18 protein-coding genes are annotated in these 21,048 nt (G+C 41.2%); 11 read left to right on the top strand and 7 right to left on the bottom strand.

The window, feature by feature from the left end:
• The first annotated feature begins 108 nt into the window (after positions 1 to 108).
• Positions 109 to 594: an AbiTii domain-containing protein gene (locus HC246_RS17680; RefSeq protein WP_169364784.1), complete on the top strand. Its 486-nt coding sequence runs from the start codon at positions 109 to 111 to the stop codon at positions 592 to 594.
• A 49-nt stretch (positions 595 to 643) separates the two neighbouring features.
• On the opposite strand, the gene HC246_RS17675 is transcribed toward HC246_RS17680, so the two are convergent.
• Positions 644 to 988: a slr1659 superfamily regulator gene (locus HC246_RS17675; RefSeq protein ID WP_169364783.1), complete on the bottom strand. Its 345-nt coding sequence runs from the start codon at positions 986 to 988 to the stop codon at positions 644 to 646.
• Between the two features lie 39 nt (positions 989 to 1,027).
• Entirely contained in the window at positions 1,028 to 1,603 is a 576-nt protein-coding gene (locus HC246_RS17670) for a slr1658 superfamily regulator (protein WP_169364782.1), read from the bottom strand.
• A gap of 298 nt (positions 1,604 to 1,901) precedes the next feature.
• On the opposite strand from HC246_RS17670, the gene HC246_RS17665 reads away from it, so the two are divergent.
• The 3 genes from HC246_RS17665 to HC246_RS17655 all read left to right on the top strand — a co-directional run bounded on the left by HC246_RS17665 (position 1,902) and on the right by HC246_RS17655 (position 4,406).
• The gene (locus tag HC246_RS17665) at positions 1,902 to 2,129 is read left to right on the top strand and encodes a DDE transposase family protein (protein WP_318655968.1); all 228 of its coding nucleotides are present in this window, start codon (positions 1,902 to 1,904) and stop codon (positions 2,127 to 2,129) included.
• Positions 2,130 to 2,295: 166 nt separating this feature from the next.
• On the top strand, positions 2,296 to 3,090 hold the full coding sequence (gene trpA, locus HC246_RS17660) for a tryptophan synthase subunit alpha (RefSeq protein ID WP_211167839.1): 795 nt from the start codon (positions 2,296 to 2,298) through the stop codon (positions 3,088 to 3,090).
• A 131-nt stretch (positions 3,091 to 3,221) separates the two neighbouring features.
• Positions 3,222 to 4,406, top strand: coding sequence for a F420-0:Gamma-glutamyl ligase (locus HC246_RS17655; protein WP_169364781.1), 1,185 nt, complete (start codon positions 3,222 to 3,224; stop codon positions 4,404 to 4,406).
• A 209-nt stretch (positions 4,407 to 4,615) separates the two neighbouring features.
• Here HC246_RS17655 and HC246_RS17650 read toward each other — a convergent pair whose 3' ends face one another.
• Entirely contained in the window at positions 4,616 to 5,899 is a 1,284-nt protein-coding gene (locus tag HC246_RS17650; RefSeq protein WP_169364780.1) for a two-component system response regulator, read from the bottom strand.
• 605 nt (positions 5,900 to 6,504) lie between these two features.
• Here HC246_RS17650 and HC246_RS17645 point away from each other — a divergent pair.
• The gene (locus HC246_RS17645; protein ID WP_225903045.1) at positions 6,505 to 8,016 is read left to right on the top strand and encodes a DUF3086 domain-containing protein; all 1,512 of its coding nucleotides are present in this window, start codon (positions 6,505 to 6,507) and stop codon (positions 8,014 to 8,016) included.
• 117 nt (positions 8,017 to 8,133) lie between these two features.
• On the opposite strand, the gene HC246_RS17640 is transcribed toward HC246_RS17645, so the two are convergent.
• Positions 8,134 to 8,955 (bottom strand): Tic22 family protein, encoded by an 822-nt coding sequence (locus HC246_RS17640; protein ID WP_169364779.1) that lies wholly within the window; start codon positions 8,953 to 8,955, stop codon positions 8,134 to 8,136.
• Positions 8,956 to 9,193: 238 nt separating this feature from the next.
• Here HC246_RS17640 and HC246_RS17635 point away from each other — a divergent pair, with 238 nt between their 5' ends.
• A complete protein-coding gene (locus tag HC246_RS17635; protein WP_169364778.1) occupies positions 9,194 to 10,630 on the top strand; it encodes a GTP-binding protein in 1,437 nt (478 codons plus the stop codon).
• 308 nt (positions 10,631 to 10,938) lie between these two features.
• Here HC246_RS17635 and HC246_RS17630 read toward each other — a convergent pair whose 3' ends face one another.
• Entirely contained in the window at positions 10,939 to 11,574 is a 636-nt protein-coding gene (locus tag HC246_RS17630) for a hypothetical protein (protein WP_169364777.1), read from the bottom strand.
• A 234-nt stretch (positions 11,575 to 11,808) separates the two neighbouring features.
• Here HC246_RS17630 and HC246_RS17625 point away from each other — a divergent pair, with 234 nt between their 5' ends.
• The 4 genes from HC246_RS17625 to HC246_RS17610 all read left to right on the top strand — a co-directional run bounded on the left by HC246_RS17625 (position 11,809) and on the right by HC246_RS17610 (position 17,274).
• Positions 11,809 to 14,316: a GAF domain-containing protein gene (locus tag HC246_RS17625; protein ID WP_169364776.1), complete on the top strand. Its 2,508-nt coding sequence runs from the start codon at positions 11,809 to 11,811 to the stop codon at positions 14,314 to 14,316.
• Between the two features lie 116 nt (positions 14,317 to 14,432).
• Complete coding sequence (locus tag HC246_RS17620) at positions 14,433 to 16,085, top strand: protein kinase domain-containing protein (protein ID WP_169364775.1); 1,653 nt, start codon at positions 14,433 to 14,435, stop codon at positions 16,083 to 16,085.
• Between the two features lie 178 nt (positions 16,086 to 16,263).
• Complete coding sequence (locus HC246_RS17615; RefSeq protein ID WP_169364774.1) at positions 16,264 to 16,701, top strand: hypothetical protein; 438 nt, start codon at positions 16,264 to 16,266, stop codon at positions 16,699 to 16,701.
• Positions 16,702 to 16,812: 111 nt separating this feature from the next.
• On the top strand, positions 16,813 to 17,274 hold the full coding sequence (locus HC246_RS17610) for a Spy/CpxP family protein refolding chaperone (protein WP_169364773.1): 462 nt from the start codon (positions 16,813 to 16,815) through the stop codon (positions 17,272 to 17,274).
• A 352-nt stretch (positions 17,275 to 17,626) separates the two neighbouring features.
• On the opposite strand, the gene rlmD is transcribed toward HC246_RS17610, so the two are convergent.
• On the bottom strand, positions 17,627 to 18,991 hold the full coding sequence (gene rlmD, locus HC246_RS17605; protein ID WP_169364772.1) for a 23S rRNA (uracil(1939)-C(5))-methyltransferase RlmD: 1,365 nt from the start codon (positions 18,989 to 18,991) through the stop codon (positions 17,627 to 17,629).
• A 28-nt stretch (positions 18,992 to 19,019) separates the two neighbouring features.
• On the opposite strand from rlmD, the gene trhO reads away from it, so the two are divergent.
• The gene (gene trhO / locus HC246_RS26000) at positions 19,020 to 20,201 is read left to right on the top strand and encodes an oxygen-dependent tRNA uridine(34) hydroxylase TrhO (RefSeq protein WP_169364771.1); all 1,182 of its coding nucleotides are present in this window, start codon (positions 19,020 to 19,022) and stop codon (positions 20,199 to 20,201) included.
• Between the two features lie 62 nt (positions 20,202 to 20,263).
• Here trhO and HC246_RS17595 read toward each other — a convergent pair whose 3' ends face one another.
• Positions 20,264 to 20,860 (bottom strand): hypothetical protein, encoded by a 597-nt coding sequence (locus HC246_RS17595; RefSeq protein ID WP_169364770.1) that lies wholly within the window; start codon positions 20,858 to 20,860, stop codon positions 20,264 to 20,266.
• Positions 20,861 to 21,048 lie beyond the last annotated feature (188 nt).

Below are 21,048 nucleotides of genomic sequence, written 5' to 3'. Positions count from 1 at the left end.
CGTTAGTATAGCCATCCTGAATAGTTTATAGAAGTGTCCCCGAAGGGGTGCGCTTCCACAAACCCAAAACCCTACAAATGTATAAATTACAACCTAGTACGGAGCATTATGTCAGTTTCCGAATCTTGTACTGTACTTAGTCTTGATGATGTGTTGGCTGCATTGGAAGTGCGCCTAGAAACAGAAGAAGCGATCGCCAAATTGCCGCTAACCCAAGCCCTAGAAAAATGTTTACTGTTTGCTCAGGCACAACACTTGCATGAATTGGCACAATTTATTAAACATGAGCTTGATGGATACAATGGTCAACCACCTAGCGATCGTACTGTCCAACTGCGTTATTTCGATTATGGTGGTCAGATTGTCAAAGGTCTAGATCAGTACAGTGTCTATCCTTTAGGTACAGGGATTCGGAAGTTAGAGCTACATTTAAAAAATGGCTTAACTTTGATGCTACCAAAGCAAATTTTGGCTTTTCTATCGAAAGCGGCTGGACGTGAAGTAGATAGTGGACATATCTCTCCTACGGAAATTAATCACCTATTAGAAAATATTAGAAGTTTAGTATCTAAAAAGTTACGATCTATTGTTTAAATATTAGCCAAGTTTATATCAATTCATATCAATATATAAGACTAAAATCTTAGCTCCATTCCAATTTTAAAGCGGGCATTAAACGCTGTAAATTCTTAAGAGATTTACCTTGCCAAGGTATAATTTCAGAGCCTTTGACAGTGATTTTAATTTTCTCTTTCTGACGTACTTTAATCACAAATTTAGATAAGACATTAATACCTGAACTATTTAAAAACTCTAACTGGCTGAGATTTAAAGCAACGTTTTGTGGTGCTTGATCAATCACATATTCTAAAATCTGCACTATAGGAGCGTATTCCTCTGTTCCTGCTAATCGCAAAGATCCTTGGCAATAAATAGTGAATTCTGATGGGTCATACCAGACTTTATAATCATCACCTTTAACTTCCATTCTTTCAATTCTCCTGATAAAAGTTTGATCTATTATTTACTAAAGTGGTAACTGTATCATTGTCGTTACCATTGTCACATGGCTATCATTTTCAGACTCTTCAAACTTCCATCCTAAGACTGCATCATAGTCCATAATCATTGTGAAATAGCCAAGTCCAGATTTCTCTTCTTCTTGATTAGTGACACTTTTTTCAACTTGGTCAATATACATCTGACCAATGTCACCTGTAATAATTTCTTGGATATAAGATTGAAAACTAGTGATCGCTTTTGGAGACACACTGTTTTTAGACAAAAAAATCAAGTGATCATTAAACAAATGTACTTCTAGGTTAACTGGTTGATTTGCGCTTTCATCGCTATATTTCATTGCATTTTCTAAGAGTTCATTAGCAATGAAACTAACTGCCGAACCGATTTCTGCTTGTTTAGTTAAGTTAGCACTTGTGTCACCAGGAAAGAAATTTCGGACATAATCACCAAGAAAATCCGCGGAAAGACCATTAGTCTTCCAACGCAATTGAATTGGCAATGAGGAAGGCGAAAATCCTAAAACTAAATATTCGCTTCTATCTGCAAAATTTTCTGTAAATTCTCCAAAAACTTGCGCCATATTAACGCCATTTTTTATATTAATTGTTGAGAGGATGGTTCAGGACTTTGCGATAAAGCAATAATTAAGTCACAAATCTATGATTTCTTTTACTATGTTTAGGGACTCAACGCAACCTACCCATCAGGGTGGAACTTATAGAGTTTTATGCTCGGATTTGTTTCCTCGCCTTCGGTGAGGAAACAACCATTTGTACTTAAAAAGCACTATATTAAAATCCAGAGAAAGTTTTGAAAGCCCTATGAAGTAGGGCTTTCAAAACTTTCTCTGGATTTTTTAGTTATGTAAGGTGCTGTAAGTGACATCTGATAGTCTGAATAGTCCTAAAGATTCGCAAGAATCGATCGCTGCTGAGCGCTGGTTTATAGGTAAACGTGCTGACACGGGTATCTGTGAAATTGTCAAAGGTAATAGCCCAGAAGATCTCACTGATTTTGTAGAAACTTGGGGTGCATTTAGCTCTCAGGGTGAGGCGATCGCTAAGCGTGTTGGTCTTATCCGTGCAGGCAAATGTCAACCACTATAGTGCGTTGACATAAAACTCTAGCTTTAATTGTAGATTTTTAGGTTTGTGGAAGCATACCCCAAAGGGGGTGCGCTTCCACAAACCATTTAGGATTGCTATAGCTGTAACAAGTCACCGTGAAGCGCTACTATAATACGGGACTACTTTTTCTGGAAATTTTTAAGTCATGATATCCGTTTCCGCTCGATTTGAAGAACTGCGAGCTAGAGGGCAAGCCGCTCTGATTCCTTTTATTACGGCTGGCGATCCAAACTTGGCGACAACAGCAAAAGCTTTGCGGGTCTTAGATCAAAACGGCGCGGATTTGATCGAGTTAGGTGTACCCTATTCCGATCCCTTGGCAGATGGACCCGTAATTCAGGCGGCGGCAACAAGGGCTTTGCAAAATGGGACGACATTGGACAAGGTGTTAGATATTGTCCGTGAAGTTGCGCCAGAATTGCGATCGCCAATTATCCTGTTCACCTATTACAACCCGATTTTAAATATTGGGGTCGAAAAGTTTCTCCAAAAAATTTATGATGCAGGGGCACGTGGCTTAGTTGTACCTGACCTCCCCCTCGAAGAATCCCATGTGTTGCTAGAGCCTGCGGCAAAAGCAGGTATTGAAGTAATTTTATTAATTGCCCCCACTAGCCCACCTGAGCGTTTTGCCGCGATCGCCGAGAAATCACAGGGCTTTATCTATGTGGTTAGTGCGACGGGCGTAACGGGTGTGCGTACCGAAGTCGCAAAAGGCGTAAAGACGATGATCGAACAACTCAGAGAGATTACTGACAAACCGATCGCTGTTGGTTTTGGCATCTCGCAACCTGAACATGCAAAACAGGTAATTGACTGGAGTGCTGATGGCGCGATCGTCGGTAGTGCGATGGTGAAGAAATTAGCCGAGCCAGATGGTGGGCTGCACGCGATCGCCGAGCTTTGCAAAACTCTCAAACAATCTATTCGTAGAGACTAATACCAAAACTAAAAATGGCTGTGCCATTTTTTAGTTTTAAAAAACCTCACTGGATTTGGCTTTTAATTCACAAAAGAGTTGTCACACTTTCGTGAATTGGTATAAAAAGTAGGAATTAAGAATTAAGGCTCATGAATATTTTGATTGGTTTGGCCATAGCGATCGCGATTCTTGGCGGCATAGTTTTACTACTATGGTTGCTATTTGAGTGGCAATATAAAACAAGACAAGGCAACTTACTAGAATTTGATAATGGGGCTTGGCAGTTTCTGACCTATGAGCCAGATCATTATCGACTGGAACTGCTGCTAACTGCAACTAACAAAACTCGTAAGCTTGATGTTTTCCTCGTCGAAGTCAATCCTGAACTATCACTTCTATCTAGCGATAGTCTTGATGGTATTCATACTCAAGTGCAATTGCGATCGCGCCATCCCAATGTGGCAAGTCGTAACGATAACTATTGGGAATCCTATATTGTTACTCCCAATAAAAGTACGGGTGTAGAGATTCAAATTGATATTAGTGGAAAGAATCTCGAAGAACTTAAAACTGCTTGGGTTCGAGTCCATTACACGATCTATGGACCTGCGGGACGCGAAGAAAAGGTCAAGCATTGCATCATTCCTCTACAGTTCCCCGATGCCAATCAAAGGGAACGTTGGCGACCCACTCCTGATGCAGATGTATTACCCATTCGCACCCACATTCTCTCGGCGGGGGATACACCTGTAGATGTGATGCAGCGCTATGTGATGAGCCATGCTCAAGCAGGAGATATTGTCACGATCGCAGAAACTCCGATCGCAATTATGCAGGGTAACTTCTATCATCCCAGCGATATTCATCCCAAATGGTTAGCCAAACGTCTCTGTTATTACTTCAAGAGTACTTCCAGTCTTGCCACGGCATGTGGTTTGCAATCCTTAATTAATGAGTCAGGAGCATGGCGTGTCGCTTTTGCATTTATCATCGGTTCCCTTGCTAAGGCAATCTTCCGTGTTCCGGGAGTATTCTATATGTTGGCTGGTGAACAGGCGAGATTAATTGATGATGTTACTGGTACTTTGCCACCCTACGATCAATTCATTGTGCTAGGTCCCAAAAATCCGCAAGCTGTAGTCGATGAGATCAAGGCTGGTACGGGACTCGAAGCGGCGATCGTGGATGTGAATGATTTACGTCGGGTGAAGGTTTTAGCAGCAACTTCTGGAGCTTCTGAAGAATTGCTTAATCAAGCCCTGATTATGAATCCTGCGGGTAATGCCGCCGAGCAAACACCGATTGTGTTGATTCGTCCAAATACAGGCGCATAGTATAAAGAAAAATTATGTAGACGTAATGATGTCTTACAAAGAGCCACTATCACCTTAAAAATTTTGTACTGCTGAATCCGCCGATTGTGGCGAAATCCAAAAGTAAAAGTCTTGCATAGCAAAGCTTTTACTTTTGGATTTTTCAAATTTGACAGCTTAAACCGAACTGACGTAAGTAATTTAATTTACTGGTGGACTCTTTACTTTACTTACCTGCCCGAATCGCCTATTGAAGCATTATCTATTACAAATGGTTGACTATTTGCTAAAAGCTTAAAAGCATCTTCAGCATTCAGAGGTTTAGAGAATAGATATCCTTGTCCATAACATTTCTCGAGGGAAGAAGAAAATAGCGCCCTCAGCATTTGTAATTGTGATGTTGTTTCTATACCTTCAACTACAATGCTTTTACCTAAAGTAAATGCTAGAGAGCCAATGGCTTTGACGATAACCCATTCTTCATTTTGAATAAAGGAACGATCTATTTTGAGAACATCAATTGGAAAATCCGTTAACCTTCTTAGTGAGGAGTAGCCTGTACCAAAATCATCAATACAAAATTGAATATCTAAATCTTTGAGTTGGTGGATAATCTGTAAAGTGCGATCGCGATCGCCCATCACCGTAATTTCAGTTATTTCTAGTTTTAGGCAATTAGGATTAATTTGGCAATCAGATAAAATTTTTCTGATGTTTTCCACCAAATTAAATTCTGTTAATTGCTTCGTAGACACATTAACATTTACTGTTAAATTACCATAGGTATGAAAATTTTTTTGCCAAAACTGTAACTGCTTACAGGCAGTTTCTATAACCCATAAACCAATGGGATATATTAAATTTGTTGCCTCCATCAAATCAACAAAAGCAATAGGCGATAGGATGCCATGCTTTGAGTGCTGCCAACGAATTAGAGCTTCAAATCCAGTGATTAGCCCCGTCTTTAAATTAATGATTGGCTGATAAAATAGCCTTAGTTCTTGATTGTCAATAGATTCTTTTAAGTCAGCATATAAATCCCAATTAAAACCAGTGAGATTAGAAATCTCTGTCTTTAAGCTAATATTTTGACTCTCTAGTAATTTAGTTTGTTCTAGAAGCTGCGTTTGTAAGGAACTAATACGAAGATGAGTCTCGATCCTTGCTAAAACTTCAACTAAGTGAAAGGGTTTATTAATAAAATCAACACCACCAACTGCAAAAGCTTCAACTTTTTCTTCGGCATTATCAAGAGCACTAATAAAAATTATAGGAATATGCTGAGTTGTTGAGTCATTTTTTAGATGGAGACAAACTTCATATCCATCCATATCTGGCATTCTGATATCAAGTAAAATTAAACTTGGTATATGAGTCTTTGCACAAGTAATCGCACTAATTCCATCTGTTGCTTCTAAAACATCATAACCTTGATTAATTAGAATATTTGAAAGAGTTTGGATATTATATTGGGTATCATCAACAATAAGAATAGTCGCCTTACTTTTACTCATCAGAAATCAGATACTTAAATATTAATCAAAAATTATATAACATTTCTAAAATCGCTAATATTAACTGATGTTACGGTGGATGAAGATATTTTTTATCTATCCATTGTTCTATAGTCAGTAGAAATAAAAGTTGTAATAGTCTCTATAATAATCAAACTATTATATATTCTATCTATTTTTTTCTTCATGAATTAACTTTAGTGATTCCTCAATTAATTCTTTATGTTTTTAAAGATATATAGCAATCTAAATGGTTTGTGGAAGCGCACCCCTTCGGGGTGCGCTTCCACAAACCCAAAAATCTACAAATGATTTAGGACTGCTATATATTTAGAGACAGGAAAGTATGAATTATTGAACGAAATATATTTTTTGTTATCTGGAATTTACTAAGGACTACATAGTGATGACAATATCCAGATTCAGAACCTATATTTTTAGTAATTTTTAGTTTACTGTCGATAAAATGAACATCTTGCTGCTTTTACCAGCATCAGTACAGTTGTCAACCTAATGATTATTGTCAGCTATAGGTTTTCATGGGGCAGAACCTCTATGTTAAGAAATTAGTATAAAATAGGTAGACCCGATGCGATGAGAACTTTATGGAGTCCGATCAATTGACCGTAGAAGAAAATTTAAATCCATCTGACCAAGGAGAATCCTACGAAGAAATCACCTCATCCGAAATTTTAGATGAGCATACAACTGACAATGTTCCCAATTTGCCTGCTGATACTAGCAATGATAGTATGCCCATAGCTACAATGATCGCTAATGAAAATGATAATTCTGAGAATGAATTGGCTAATGAGCCTACAGCAGAACAAAATCTTGATCGCGTAGAAAATGATGAAGAAACATCCCTAATATCAGAAAGGTTGGCGGTTATTGACCAATTAAAGCAGGAAGAAGCATCTCTTAAGGCTGAGTTAGATCAGCTTAAAACTACAAAAGCTAAGGTTTTACAAGATCAGATAGATGATCTACAGGCAGGGATTATTCGCCTCGCTCAAGCCGATGTAGCAAGATTAGAATATCAAAAACAAGAACTACAAGCGGCGATCGCAGTGCTGGAGAAGCGTAAAGAGCGCCTCGACAAGGAAATGACTAGTACTTATGCGGGGGTATCACAGGATATTGCTGTGCGTGTGCAAGGCTTTAAGGATTATTTAGTAGGTAGCTTGCAAGATTTAGTAGCTAGCGCCGAAAAGCTCAATCTCATTGCCCCACCTGCAAAAGTTGAAGCCGAAACCGTGGTGGTTAATGACAAGAAACCCACCAAGGAAGTCGAGCCACCACTCCTATCAGAGCAAACCTTTGCTGAATATAAGCAACGGGTAGAGCAGTTGCTAGAGCGTTATCGAACTTTGCCTGATTACTATGGTCCCGCATGGAAACTGCGGCGTACCTTTGAGCAAGTTCATGCCGATCGCGTATCTAAATGGTTTTTTGAGCAGTCAGGACGTGGTGCAATTCGTACCATGGGAACACGCTTACAGAATATTCTGGTGACCTCGGCGGCGATCTCCGTCCTCAAGGCTGTATATGGTGAAAAATTACGAGTATTAGTCTTGGCAACCTCGCCAGAGCGTCTAGGTGAATGGCGACGTGGATTTCAAGATTGTTTAGGATTGACTAGAGAACATTTTGGTTCTGACAAAGGCATTGCCCTATTTGAAGATCCTGAGCCTCTAGCTACTAAAGGCGATCGCCTTGTGAAAGAAGGACTTAGCCCCTTAGTCGTGATTGATGAATCTGAAGAGCTTATTTCCGTAGATTTACTACGCTTCCCTTTATTGATAGCTTTTGGTGGTGCACCTGATGTAAAGGCTGCTGCTCCTTCTGCTTACATGAACCGCGATAATAATCGTGATGTTTACCGCGATAATCAAAATAATCGTGACTACAATCGTGAGCCACAGCAAGACTATTCACGTAATGTCAATAGAGATGCAAATCGCGAGCCAAATCGTGATTATGGAGTGAGAGAACGAGATAGTCGTGACTATGGCTCAAGAGACTATTCCAGCCGTAATTATGGCGATAATCGTGATGCTGGCTATGGCGGCGGCAGTCGTGGTCGTAACAATCAAGACTCTGATTGGGATTGGTAAGCTAACGTCAGTTTGGGGTAAGCTGGAAAATTTTAAAAACTCAAAAGTAAAAGCCTTGCGTAGCAAGGCTTTTACTTTTGAGCCAAAAAAGAGGGTGCTTTGCACCCTCTTTTTTGGCTATTTCTTAGGAGCAGTCTGAGGTGCTAACTGAGGATTAGCTGATTGCTTACTATTTTTGAGAATATACTCAAACGAAGTGCGTGATGGCACAAACTGAAAGCGATCAACTTCAGGATTGGGCTTGTTATCCTTAGTCACCATCGAGTCTAATACTTGGAACAACGATGCAACCTGAATTTTTGTCGCTTTGGTAATATCTGGTTGATCCTTGCTAGCGCGATCGAGCAGGTTTTGCAGATCAGACTTGTCGAGGAAGAAAGGAACTACTTGCTCCTTCTTACCATTTTGATCGATGCTCATCGTCAATAAGCCTTGACTATTAGCTTGTCCACCGATCGCAAAGAAAACAGGAACGTTAGGAATTTTATCAGCCGCAACGCCTTGAGCTGTCAATATGGTTCTTGCGGATTCAATGCTAGATTTAGCAGGAATAAACTGAAATAGAACTTTCTTGTCTTTGTTTTGGCGGATCACTTGGTAAGCATCATTCATCGATCGCACAATGATCTGCGCTTTCTTGCCAACTTCAGGATTAGATTTCTGCACCTGACTTAGCATTTGCTGCGCTTCGTCGGGTCCAAGGAAGAAGAATAAAAGCTGACTATCATCAGTCTTAGCATTCGGTTGCTGAGGTATTGCCCCTAAAAGTGGCGACCCCTTATCATCGGTAATCGTGAAAACAGGAATACTCCCCAACCTTTCTAAAACTTGCGCCTCAGTCAGAGCTTCAGCCTTGAGAGTAAATATGGGACTAACAGCGATCGCCCCTGCGACACTTGCGGTGGCTGCTAGCTTGACCAACGACTTAAATACGGACATATTTCTCCTAGCTACAATATGCTTATTGGATATGTTTGGGAAAGTGAGTGAGACACAAGTAAATGAGGCAAAAGGTAAAAATCAAAAGAGATTAATTACTTGGAAGTTACGCGCTCGCAACTCTAACAATATCTTGCTCCAAAAGACAACCTTTTTATACCAGTTTTATAGCAATTCTGCGACTGAATTGCTACTTTCTAAGACTCGAATAACATAATTATAGTTCCTGCAAATATATATGCCTAGCGAAGTTATGCCACAAGATGACAATTTTCTCAGCTTTGATGAGATTTTTGAGGAGCTAAATTATCGTCAAGCGCAACGGACATTACGAGACATTGTGTCAAAGCTCGACCTATCAGAGAGAGAACGGCGTGGTCTAGAGGAGCCACTCGAAGAACTTCAACAAATGTTGGATAAATTAGAGCGTCAAGTTCTCCAAATAGCCGTATTTGGGATGGTCGGTCGTGGTAAATCATCGGTGCTGAATGCCTTGATGGGAGGGCAAGTTTTTGAGACTGGCCCCTTGCATGGGGTGACAACGACTCGGCAAGCGGCGGAATGGCAGATCTCCCGTGAGGCGATGCAGTCTAATGGCGATCGCACTATTCTCAAAGCTTCATTTCAAGGACGCGGCGAGGCACGGATTGAATTAATCGACACCCCCGGAATTGATGAGGTTGACGGCGAAGGTCGTGCGGAACTTGCCAAACGAATCGCGCAACAGGCAGATTTAATCTTGTTTGTCGTTGCAGGAGATATTACCAAAGTTGAATATGATGCGCTTTCGGAATTGCGAGGCGCTAGTAAACCGATTTTGCTGGTATTTAACAAAATTGACCAATATCCTCCTGAAGATCGGATGGCAATCTATGCCAAAATTCGTGATGAACGGGTGCGGGAACTATTAACCCAAGATGAAATCGTGATGACCGCAGCTTCGCCTCTTGTAGCTAAAGCGATCCGTCAGCCCGATGGCTCCTTTGAAGCAGAGTTGGTAGCAGGTAAACCGCAGATCGAAGATTTAAAACTGAAAATCCTTGAGGTACTTGATCGCGAAGGGAAATCTCTCATTGCTTTAAATACAATGATGTTTGCAGATATGGTGCAGGAGCGGGTAGTCCAACGCAAAATGTTTGTGCGCGATCGCCAAGCTAATCGCATCATCTGGAATTGCGTAATTACCCAAGCCGTTGCGATCGCGGTAAATCCGATTACTGTTATAGATGTAATTAGCACTGCAATTATCGATGTATCGATGATCGTGGCGCTATCAAAGCTCTATGGCATCAATATGAGTAATCGTGGCGCAATTTCCCTCATGCAAAAAATTGCACTGGGTATGGGTGGCATCGGCGCAAGTGAATTTCTAGCTACTTTCGGCTTAAGTTCTCTCAAAAGTTTGCTCGGTATCGCTGCCCCTGTAACGGGGGGTCTCACGATGGGTGGTTATGTGTCAGTAGCGATCGCCCAAGCAGGTGTAGCGGGTTTCTCCACCTATGCCCTCGGACTAGTCACGAAGGAATATCTCGCCAATGGAGCATCATGGGGAGCCGATGGCCCCAAAGCTGTGGTTAAAAGAATTTTGGAAACCATTGATGAAGATTCGATATTAGCAAGAATCAAAGATGAACTCCGCGCCAAAATCGATCTGAGAAGACTGAGAAAAATTTAGATTTGTAATACTTAATTATTCTCAGTCTCTGCCACTCTAAAAGTTAGTATTAAAATCTGGGCTAAATTTCTATCCTGGAACAACTAGGTGATTCCTATGCAAGACTATGCCTACATTATGTATTGTTCATATGGTGAGTAACGGCTATTGCTGGCTATTTCAAAGCCTATTTTCTCCCTTTTATCAATGCGTAAGTTCTAGAGTTTATACAAATAATTTATGCTTGTTTAGGATGGGCGGCGCAAAGCTCCGCCCATCCTAACAACTAGAGTAATAAAAAAGCAGCACTTCGTGCTGCTTTTTTGAGGCTATTTTTTCTTGGTGGATTTACTTACAGGTACTTCCACGATGGCATTGTCAACTTCCGTCACAGGCTCACTAGTAACTTCCGCATCATCAGACTCATTGGTATCAGCCGCAACTTCTAAAGGTGCATCAACTTCAGCCACAACTTCGGGAGCTTTAGCTTCAGAGTTGGGAGACTTGAGAGCTTCATCGAGGACTTGACGGGCATTTTCAGCTTGCGATCGCGCATCGAGAAATTTCATATTAAGCTGAGCAAAGTTTTTGAGGGTTTTAAAACCTTCTTTAATGCTATTGATTTGTTCCTCAGAGACAATTTCATCGCTAAACAAAATGTCAATTTGCGATCGCACCTGCATCGCATCAGAGCGTAATTCTTGAACCTTAATTTTGAGGGTTGCCAGATTATTGAGGATTTGTACCGCTTGGGTAATGGGATCTTCACGATCTTCAGACATGGAAAGTTCTCTCACTTCGATAAATTGGTCGGGACTAAAGCCATCGGCAAGATCGGTATCGAGTTTGCCTGAGTCCATTAATTCAATCAGTTCTGCCATTGCCTTGTCGCGTGCTTTTGGCGAATCTTTGCCAGCAACGGTCAAGACAACTTCAGGACTCTGGGCAAGCGTATAGCGCACCATATTTTTTAACTTAAAGTCGGTTTGCAAACAAAATACGATCTTAACTTGTTTTTACAGTCAAAACTTGCCTAGACAAGCCTTACAGCAAAAATAAAATCCTAGCAAAGTTACGCTTTGTGTCTCATGCGATCGCGAAATCAAGTTAGTTAAAATCCATTGTCTAGATCAGGTAAACCCTAATCTGACTATATCTGGACAATACTGGAATACTATCGAGGATAGTCATTTGCACACATGGATTCTACCCTCTTAGATCAAATTCGCCACCTATGCCGCGATCGCGCTGCCTATGAACGCCTCAAAGCAATTTTGGTACAGCAGGAGCGTGTTCATCAACTGAGCTGGCAAGAGCGGTACGAAAAGCTCATGTCCGCACAGGTTGAAGAAACTCAGGCTTCCAATACTTTTAGCAATATCATTGCTAGGGAAAAAGCTCTCGCCCAACTTGCGGATGCCATCCAGCGATCGCCATCCTTAGAGCTGGTTTTACAGGTTGCCGTCCAAGTTGCTCAGAAACTACTCCAAGTGGATCGGGTCGCGATTTTTCGTCGTCATGGTGACGGTCGAGGAGAATTTACAACCGATGCGATCGCCTCAGGGATCGTCTCTATCGCCGATATGCCTGAAAGACAGCTATTGCTAGCAAAGCATATGGTGGATTCGATGCAATCGGAACAATCCTCGCAAATTGTAGATAGTATCCGTAGCTCCAGCTTTTCTTCGCATATTGTCACATTGCTAGAACAGATTGGCATTTCCTCCTATGCCGCGAATAAAATCTATGCGGGGCAAGAAGCTTGGGGAACCTTAGTTGCTTTTCATGGCAGTGTCTATCACACTTGGTCAGAAAGCGATCGCACCTCTCTGTCGTTAGTGGCTGCTCAGATCGGGATTGCCATATCCTTATCTAATATGCGTCAACAGTCACAGATATTGGCTGATGACTTGCAAGCTCTCCAGACTGAGTTAAATAGTTTGCAGGAAACTGTTAACGAGATTATCGAATCTAAATCTAAAATTGAGACTCCAGACAATGAATTAACTGATGAGGTTAATTCATTAATAGATGACAATGAGCCAATCATCGCGATGTTTTCTCAAGATGTTGCTGAAGATGATACTCAAGAGCAGATTAGCGATCTTGATGATTCGATTGATAATCTCAGCGAGCCTAGAGATCCTGAAGCGATCGAGCAAATAGCGCAGACAGAGGAAAATTTAGATCAGGTAATAGATCAGGAAACAACCGCATCAGATGTTGATTTAGAAGAAGTTGCAGATCAAGAAGATGAAGAGGTTATTGAATCACAAGAAATCGAAGAAGATCTTGATGATGAGGTGACAGATTCTGACTATTCATCAATATCTCAAAATGGTGTACCGCGATTATTTTTAATTCCAGACACCTCACAATCCTCTAATCAAACAAATGACAATCTTAATACAGAGAACATAGAAGAGAACACAACTTCTGTGGTAGAGGAAAACACAGATCAAGATGAGGAAATAGTTACACCTAACCCAGTAGAAGAAACCACTACAGATTCAAAAAATTTAGCGGATATTCAACATGCCGATATAGATGACAGGAATATTGAGCACAGCATCAACAATCTGCAAACTGAAAGTATTTCTGAAGTAGAGACTTCTCAATCTTCTGTTCCAGAAGATGCGAATATGATAGTTGCTGAGGTAGAGTCTTCTATCTCAGAAGAAGTAAATATAGTATCTGCTGATGTAAGTGAAGATGAAGTAGAATCAGTTAAGTTATCTGAAACTACAGATAGTGAGTTAGACAATCCTCAATCTGAAGTTACAACTAGTGAATCCTCATTAGCTGTAGCAAATGTTGAACAAGCAGAAAAAAGCTCAGACTCCTTAATTGAAGCACAAGCTGAACCACAATTTACATCACAGGTATCTGAGTCAGAAAACCCTGATTCAGATAATTCTTCACAAGAGGCGATCGCTATAAGCTCAGCAGAGCTAGAAACAATAATTATTGTGCCGCCATTTATGGAGGTTGCAGAACAAGAAATCAGATTTCCAGAAGCTATAGTGGAGGCGCATTCATCAGAAATAGAAAATCCTCAGCTAGAAAATTCTACTCAAGATGAGGTTGCATTAGAATTATCTGAGTCTGTAGTTCCTGTAAATCATGAGATACAGCCTTCGGAAACAGAGAATAGCGTACAAGAGACGACTGCACTGAATGAGGTCTCACCACCTTCTGATTCGGAACCCCATGAAGATACCGATCTACAATTAGATACTGATCTGCAATTATTCATAGAACCAACGGATGCGAATACTCAGCAAGATGATTCTCAAACTGGCATAGAGGAGTTAGACCATAATCTTTATGATGAAGATCGCGATCCTGCCATTGAGCCACAATTTATTGAAACGATTTTATCGATCGCAGGTAATGACGAGAAGGGCATTAAATTCTTATTAGATGTGATTGATTCCTATCTCGAAGAAACTCCCCGTCTCGTACAGTCGATCGACAAGTCCTTATCCTTTAGCGATCATCCACGATTGTTGCAATCATTGAATACATTGCGCGCAAGTAGCGAATATGTTGGAGCATTAGCTCTTGCTTATCAATGTCGTCAACTTGAATCGGCGGTGAGAGCTAATTATGTCGTGTTGATTTATGCTTGCTTATCACAGGTAGCGATCGAGGCACAAAGGGCTACTGAAGCCTTAAGAATCGAGCGATCGCGTTATGTAGAATAATCCAGTTGCGGTACTTTGTAACACAACTAGGTGTAGGCTGTCTGGTGCTTTAGGGCAAAGCATTGTAAGGTTGCATTATGCCTTTTTAGACCTATACCAGACTTATCACCAACTGCATGATTGGCACTGTAATTAGTCAGCGATATCAAATCATCCAGAACCTTGGCAGTGGCGGTTTTGGTCAAACATTTTTGGCAAAGGACTTACAACTGCCCGATCATCCTCAATGCGTGGTCAAACGCCTAAAACCTGCAACTAGCGATGAGTCCGTATTACAAATTGCTAGTCGCCTTTTTGAAACAGAGGCAAGGGTTTTACATAAATTAGGTAATCACGATCGCATTCCGCGTTTACTAGCTCACTTTGAAGAAGCCCATGAGTTTTACCTAGTCCAAGAGCTAATCGATGGCTATGACCTCACCAACGAACTAATACCCAAAGAACGATCAGAAGATGGATATCCTGTGGGACGGATGAATGAGCCACAGGCGATCGCTTTTTTGTTAGATATTTTGGAAATATTGGAGTTTGTCCATGCACAGGGGACAATTCATCGTGATATCAAACCTGCTAATCTCATGCGACGACGCTCCGATGGCAAGCTAGTTCTGATTGATTTTGGTGCAGTTAAACAGGTGGAGACAGCTACAGTCATTGCTTCGACAGTGGCGATTGGGACTGATGGTTATATGCCTAATGAGCAGGCGATCGGGAAACCTCGCCCCTGTAGCGATCTCTATGCGGTTGGAGCGATCGCTATCCAAGGGTTAACAGGAGTTCCTCCAAGTTTAATATCTGAAAATATGGAAACAGGAGAGCTAAATTGGCGACAATCACCGACCTATGCGGCTACCAAATATCGCACTCAGATTAGTGATGATTTGGCTAGGGTAATCGACAAGTTAGTGAAGTATGACTTTCGCGATCGCTATCAATCTGCCGAAGCAGCCTTAGCTGATTTACGCCAGTTATATATTCCTGTTGCACCAACACTGCTACCTAATTACGCTCAGGCTAATACTCAGACAAATACTCAAGACTTAACGGCGATCGCCCAATTAGATGAGCAAGATTCTCCAACATTTGCGCCAAGGGATTATTTAAAAAAGGACAAGAAATGGCTAAGACTGACAGCGATCGCTGTAATAGCCGTGATTGCGGCAACTAGTGCTGTCCTATTTCTTCGTCCAGCCCCTACCCTCAAAAATGATGTCAATAAAAATGATGTCAATATCAATGCTATCTCGCCAAATCCTAAATATTTGTTTTTGTCAGAACGGTCGATCGCTGATAGTGATTTAGCAAACAAAAGTACGTTTGAGCTAGACATCATGCGTAATGAAATCTTTGCAAGGTATGGTCGTCGCTTTCAAGATCCTGAATTGCAGGCTTATTTTCGTAATCAGCCTTGGTATCAACCCAAATTTGAGCCTGATCAATTTCCTGAAGCGCTCCTAACCCCATTGGAAATGAAGAATGTTGTATATATTCGTGATTTTCAAGCCAGATTTGTCCAAAATTCTAACCTATCCAAATCTAGCAATAACAACTTGCAAGATGCTAAATGTGACTATACCAAGCGTCTAGTGTCTGACCCGAATCCGCCGATTAACGTCCGCAAAGATGCAGGAACTGACTATGAGATTGTGGGGACTCTTTATAATGGGACACAAATTACCGTAACGAGCGAAAAGCAAGGCTGGTTAAAAATTTCTGAGCCGATCGCAGGTTGGGTCGCCGCTAATCGGACTAAGCCGATATGTCTTTAAGGACATGTATGCACATAAAGAAACAAATTTTTTGAGGCGCGGCTTCGCCGCGCCTCAAAAAATTTGTTTCCTACAGCAAAATGAAAGTCGCTATGCTCTTGATAGCGAATCACTGTAAAATTCAACTTATTAAAGGTATTACCCCAAACCTTTATTTGCCATTTACTACATTGACGTTGTGACCGAAATTTCTGATTGGAGCGATCTCGAAATTCAACTCCAAGAAACTAGAGAATTCTTAGAAAAAATCGAACAGCGCTTACATCAAGTGCGTCGAGATTTGCGTGAGAAGCAAGAATTGGAAGCCCAACAGGAACAGATGCGATCGCAGATTCAAGAAATTGCTGATGCTTCCCCCCGCAACAGCAGTAATTCGCGTAATTCCAAAATTCGTCGTAAACCTAAATCCCAAAATGGGCGATCGCCAGTACATCCTCTCCAAGAATCCCTACATCAACAGTTAGAGGAAATCAACAATCGCCTTGAGCAAATTGAAGCAGAGCTAGAAAGTCGGCTAATTTCATGGAGTAGTTTTCGAGAAATTTTTTGGCAGGTTGTTCGCTTTGTCGGCATTGGTATAGTGATCGGCGTAATTTTAAGAAGTTGCGCTGGCTAATCCCCAAATAATTAGATATTGCCTAATTATTTTTTTATTGAACCTTTTGATCTTGGCGATTGTCAAAACCCTCGTACAGATAATTAAGCCTTCCACAAAGGGGAAAATCAAATGTTGCGTAATATCAAAAAAGTTTTGGCGATCGCTTGTGTAACTATGGCAGTTGGCGCAGTTACAGTTCCTAATCTTGTTTCCGCTCAGACTTCTACACCAGATTCCACTTCTCGTCCAGAAAGACGTAAACCTCATGATGGTGGTGCATGGAAAAAGTTGAACCTAACTGATGCTCAAAAGGCTCAACTCAAGACAATTCATGAGAATGCCAAAACACAACGCCAAAATGTGTTTACGCCCGAACAGCGTGCCATTATGGAACAAGCTCGCCAGTCGGGTGAGCGTAAGGGTGTTCGTAAGTCACTCAACTTGACTGATGCTCAAAAGCAACAATTAAAAGCGATCTCTCAAGATACGAAAACTAAAGTTGACAATGTTCTCACTCCTGAACAAAAACAACAACTTGCTCAATTCCGTCAAGATCGCAAAGCTCAACATAACAATCGCAGTGATCGCTAGATAAATCCGCTTTATAGCAATCTCCTAGCAAACTAATCACAAAAGACTTTTTGAAAGTATTGCAAAGCAATACTTTCAAAAAGTCTTTTGTGGTTTAGCGTAGCAATAAGGTATCGCAAAGAAAGAGATATAGTTGTTTTAAATAATTTGCAGAGGGGCTTCGACTCCGCTCAGCCATCGGTGTAAGCTAGCTGAGCGAAGTCGAAGCTGTAGTTCTTATTTGAATTATCTATAGTTAGGACAATTGCCAGAAAGCTTGTTGAACAAGTATCCCAATTCTCTAGGTCGAGATGTATTGTTTAACTCAATATCTCGGAAAACATATTAGTAAGCAATAGCACCTTAAGAGCATTTACGGCTTTGTCAGAAAAGCGATCGCCTCGACGTGAGAGGTTTGCGGGAAAAAGTCAATCGGCTGAATGCGGGTAAGTTGATAGAGATCGCCTTCACATAGCAACTTGAGATCTCTAGATTGGGTGGCGGGATTACAACTGACATAGACAATACGTTCAGGAGCATTTTCGCGGAGAAAAGTAATTACTTCAGGTTCACAACCTTTGCGGGGAGGATCGAGGATCACAATATCAGGTTGTAAATTAAGAGTACTGATCAATTCTTCGACTTTACCAGTGTGGAAAACCACGTTATCAATGCCATTGAGTTCCGCGTTGAGTTTGCCTTGGGCGGTAGCCTGTGGCTGGATTTCGATCGCGATCGCCTGTTTGACCTGTTCGGCTAGGGGTAAAGCGATCGTGCCAATACCAGCATAGGCATCTAAGAGAACTTCTGTTCCATCTAATTCCAATTCTGATTCGATAATGTTGAACATCTTCTCTGCTTGCTCTGTGTAAACCTGAAAGAAGGTATCCCCACGTAGACGGAAGGTTAGACCCGCAAATTTTTCTAAGAGATAGTCTTTACCCGCAATGCAACGGCTCTCACGTCCAAAAATAGCATTGGTTTTATCAGGATTGCAATTGAGAATTACACCCACCACCTTGTCGTAGCGCTCTATCCATGTCTGGGCAAATACTCCTAAATTCGGTACATCCCAATCACGGGCAACAATAGTAATCAGAATCTCACCTGTATGTCTGCCGATACGCAGTCCTAAATGACGTAGTAAGCCTGTATGAGCATTCTCGTCATAGATTTCCCAACATTGATTATGGATATCCATTTTCAATTCAGCAAGCATCGGATCGAGGCGTTCATCTTGAGCAGGGCATTGATTGAGATTGACGATCTTATGGCTTCCTTTTTGGTAGTAGCCTGCTTTGAGATTGCCATCTTTTCCAGTAGCTAGGGGATAGGTAACTTTATTGCGATAATGCAAGCTATCTTTCGCGCCAACGATAGGAGAAATGAGTTCTTCTAGAAGGTCAGAGTCAAAGCCGCCAATTCTTTGTAATGCTTGGAGAACGATGTTTTGCTTGGTTCGCAGTTGGGCAGGATAGCTAACGGCTTGCCACTGACAACCACCGCATTTATCCGCAACAATGCAATTAGGACGGACGCGATCGCTTGATGGCGTTAAAATTTTTTCAATGCTGGCATGGGCAAAATTCTTTTTCACAAACTCTAGCTTGGCAGCAATGCGATCTCCAGGGACTGTATTAGGGACAAAGATGGCGATGTTTTCATAACGACCCACTCCATCGCCACTATCAGCGAGGTCATTAATGGTGAGCGTAATTTTTTGTCCCTGTTGCAGCATGGTTTCCTAGATTATATGATTTATAGCTATGCTAATTCGACTATTTCAAAAACAAGACAGCGATCGCATCGCACAGCTATTCCATGATACTGTGCGCGAGGTGAATATTCGTGATTATTCACCTGAGCAGGTCAAGGCTTGGGCACCTGATGACTTGTATTTCACCAACTGGACAGAAGATTGTAGTAACAACTTTACCTATGTTGCGGAAGAAGAGGGCGAACTTATTGGCTTTGCACAACTAGAAGCCAATGGTCATATCGATTGCTTCTTTTGCCATAAGGACTATCAGCGCTGTGGTGTGGGAACGCGGCTATATCGTGCTATTGAAGCCAAGGCTCTGGAATTAAAAATTGATCGCCTATTTGTGGAAGTAAGCATTACTGCGAGGGCATTTTTTAAAAGTCGTGGCTTTAATGTCGTCAAGGAGCAACAAGTTTCTTGTCGTGGTGAAAAACTCACTAACTTTGTGATGGAGAAGTCTCTAGCAAAATATCTAGAGAACCCTGATCGATTTGTGGTGGCGACTTTCTATCACTTTGCTGATTTGACTGACTATCGAGAAATGAGATCGCCCATTACGGATTTTTGTAATCGCCATGAACTCAAGGGTGTAATTTTACTCGCACAAGAGGGCATTAATTCCACAATTGCAGGTAGTCGAGAAGGTATTGATGCTTTATTAAGCTATTTACGTTCTGATCCGCGTTTGCAAAATTTGGAACATAAGGAAACTACTTCTGATGTCATACCTTACAACAAGCTGCGAGTAAGACTTAAAAAGGAATTGGTGAAGTTTGGAGTATCAGGGATCGATCCTAGTAAAGAGGTGGGAACCTATATCGATCCTAAGGATTGGAATGCGTTAATCTCTGACCCAGAAGTAATCGTTATTGATACACGCAATATTTACGAAGTGGAATTCGGTACTTTTAAAGGAGCGATCGATCCGAATTTAGACTTTTTCCATGAGTTCCCCAAATATGTCGAGGAAAACTTAAGTGATCGCAAACAGCAAAAAATCGCCATGTTCTGCACAGGTGGTATTCGTTGCGAAAAAGCAAGTGCTTATATGTTGGCTCAAGGATTTGATGAGGTTTACCATCTCAAGGGAGGTATTCTCAAATATTTAGCAGAAGTTCCTCCCGAAGAAAGTCTCTGGGAAGGAGAATGTTTTGTCTTTGATGATCGCATTGCGACTAAGGGTTAAGCACAACGAATTTACTTGGTTCTGAGTAGAATCGGTGTGGGCTTTGCCCACACCAATTCTACTTATTGTGTAAGAGGTTTAGCACTAGTTTTCAGTTGATTCCATGCTAAAACTACGTTATGGAGCTTATTTGGCAGTCCATCACGAGAAATGTCATTGTATTGAAAGGTTCCTTCTTTGTTGGTGATTGTGTAAGTAATGTAGTCAGCAGCGCCTCTGGGCGCAGGATAACTCAGTCTATTAAATCTCGTGAGATTGTGGGTTTGCAACAATTTCTTAAACTGTTTCAATTGCTCTCCAGAAACTCGGCGAACGCTCCGTTCAGAGTCATTAGCATCGCTAAGTTTCACGCGAATTAGGGTTCCATCATTGAGCAGAGTTGTTTGGTAGGTTGCGCCAGTAATTCCACCACTGGAGATTTCTCGAAATATTACTGCTCTATCTAAAGGTGGTGGTAACTGATTTTTAGGTATTAATATGGGTTGGATTTCACTTTTTTTGCTGTTGTGCTCAGTGTGAATGGAATCTGAATCAGCAAAGGCAGCAGAAGGACTATTGAGGATAAAGCCACTACCTAAAGACAAGATTGAGATCAGGATTAAAGAGGCAGTAATTGGAGTTTGTTGAGTATTGTTTTTAAATTTAGTGAAATTTTGCATATTTTTCTACAGAATATTACTTTTAACAAAATGACGCTAAATTTTTAGTAATGTTTCCAAGCGATCGCATTTTTAAGTATAGTTGTTTTAAATAATTTGCAGAGGGGCTTCGACTTCGCTCAGCCATCGGTGTAAGCTAGCTGAGCGAAGTCGAAGCTGTAGTTTTTATCTGAATTATCTATAGTGAA

Origin of the sequence: Pseudanabaena yagii GIHE-NHR1, assembly GCF_012863495.1 — a bacterium.
GTDB lineage: Bacteria > Cyanobacteriota > Cyanobacteriia > Pseudanabaenales > Pseudanabaenaceae > Pseudanabaena > Pseudanabaena yagii.
Note: the sequence above shows the minus strand (reverse complement) of the source record. Positions and strands in the feature narration are given on the sequence as shown.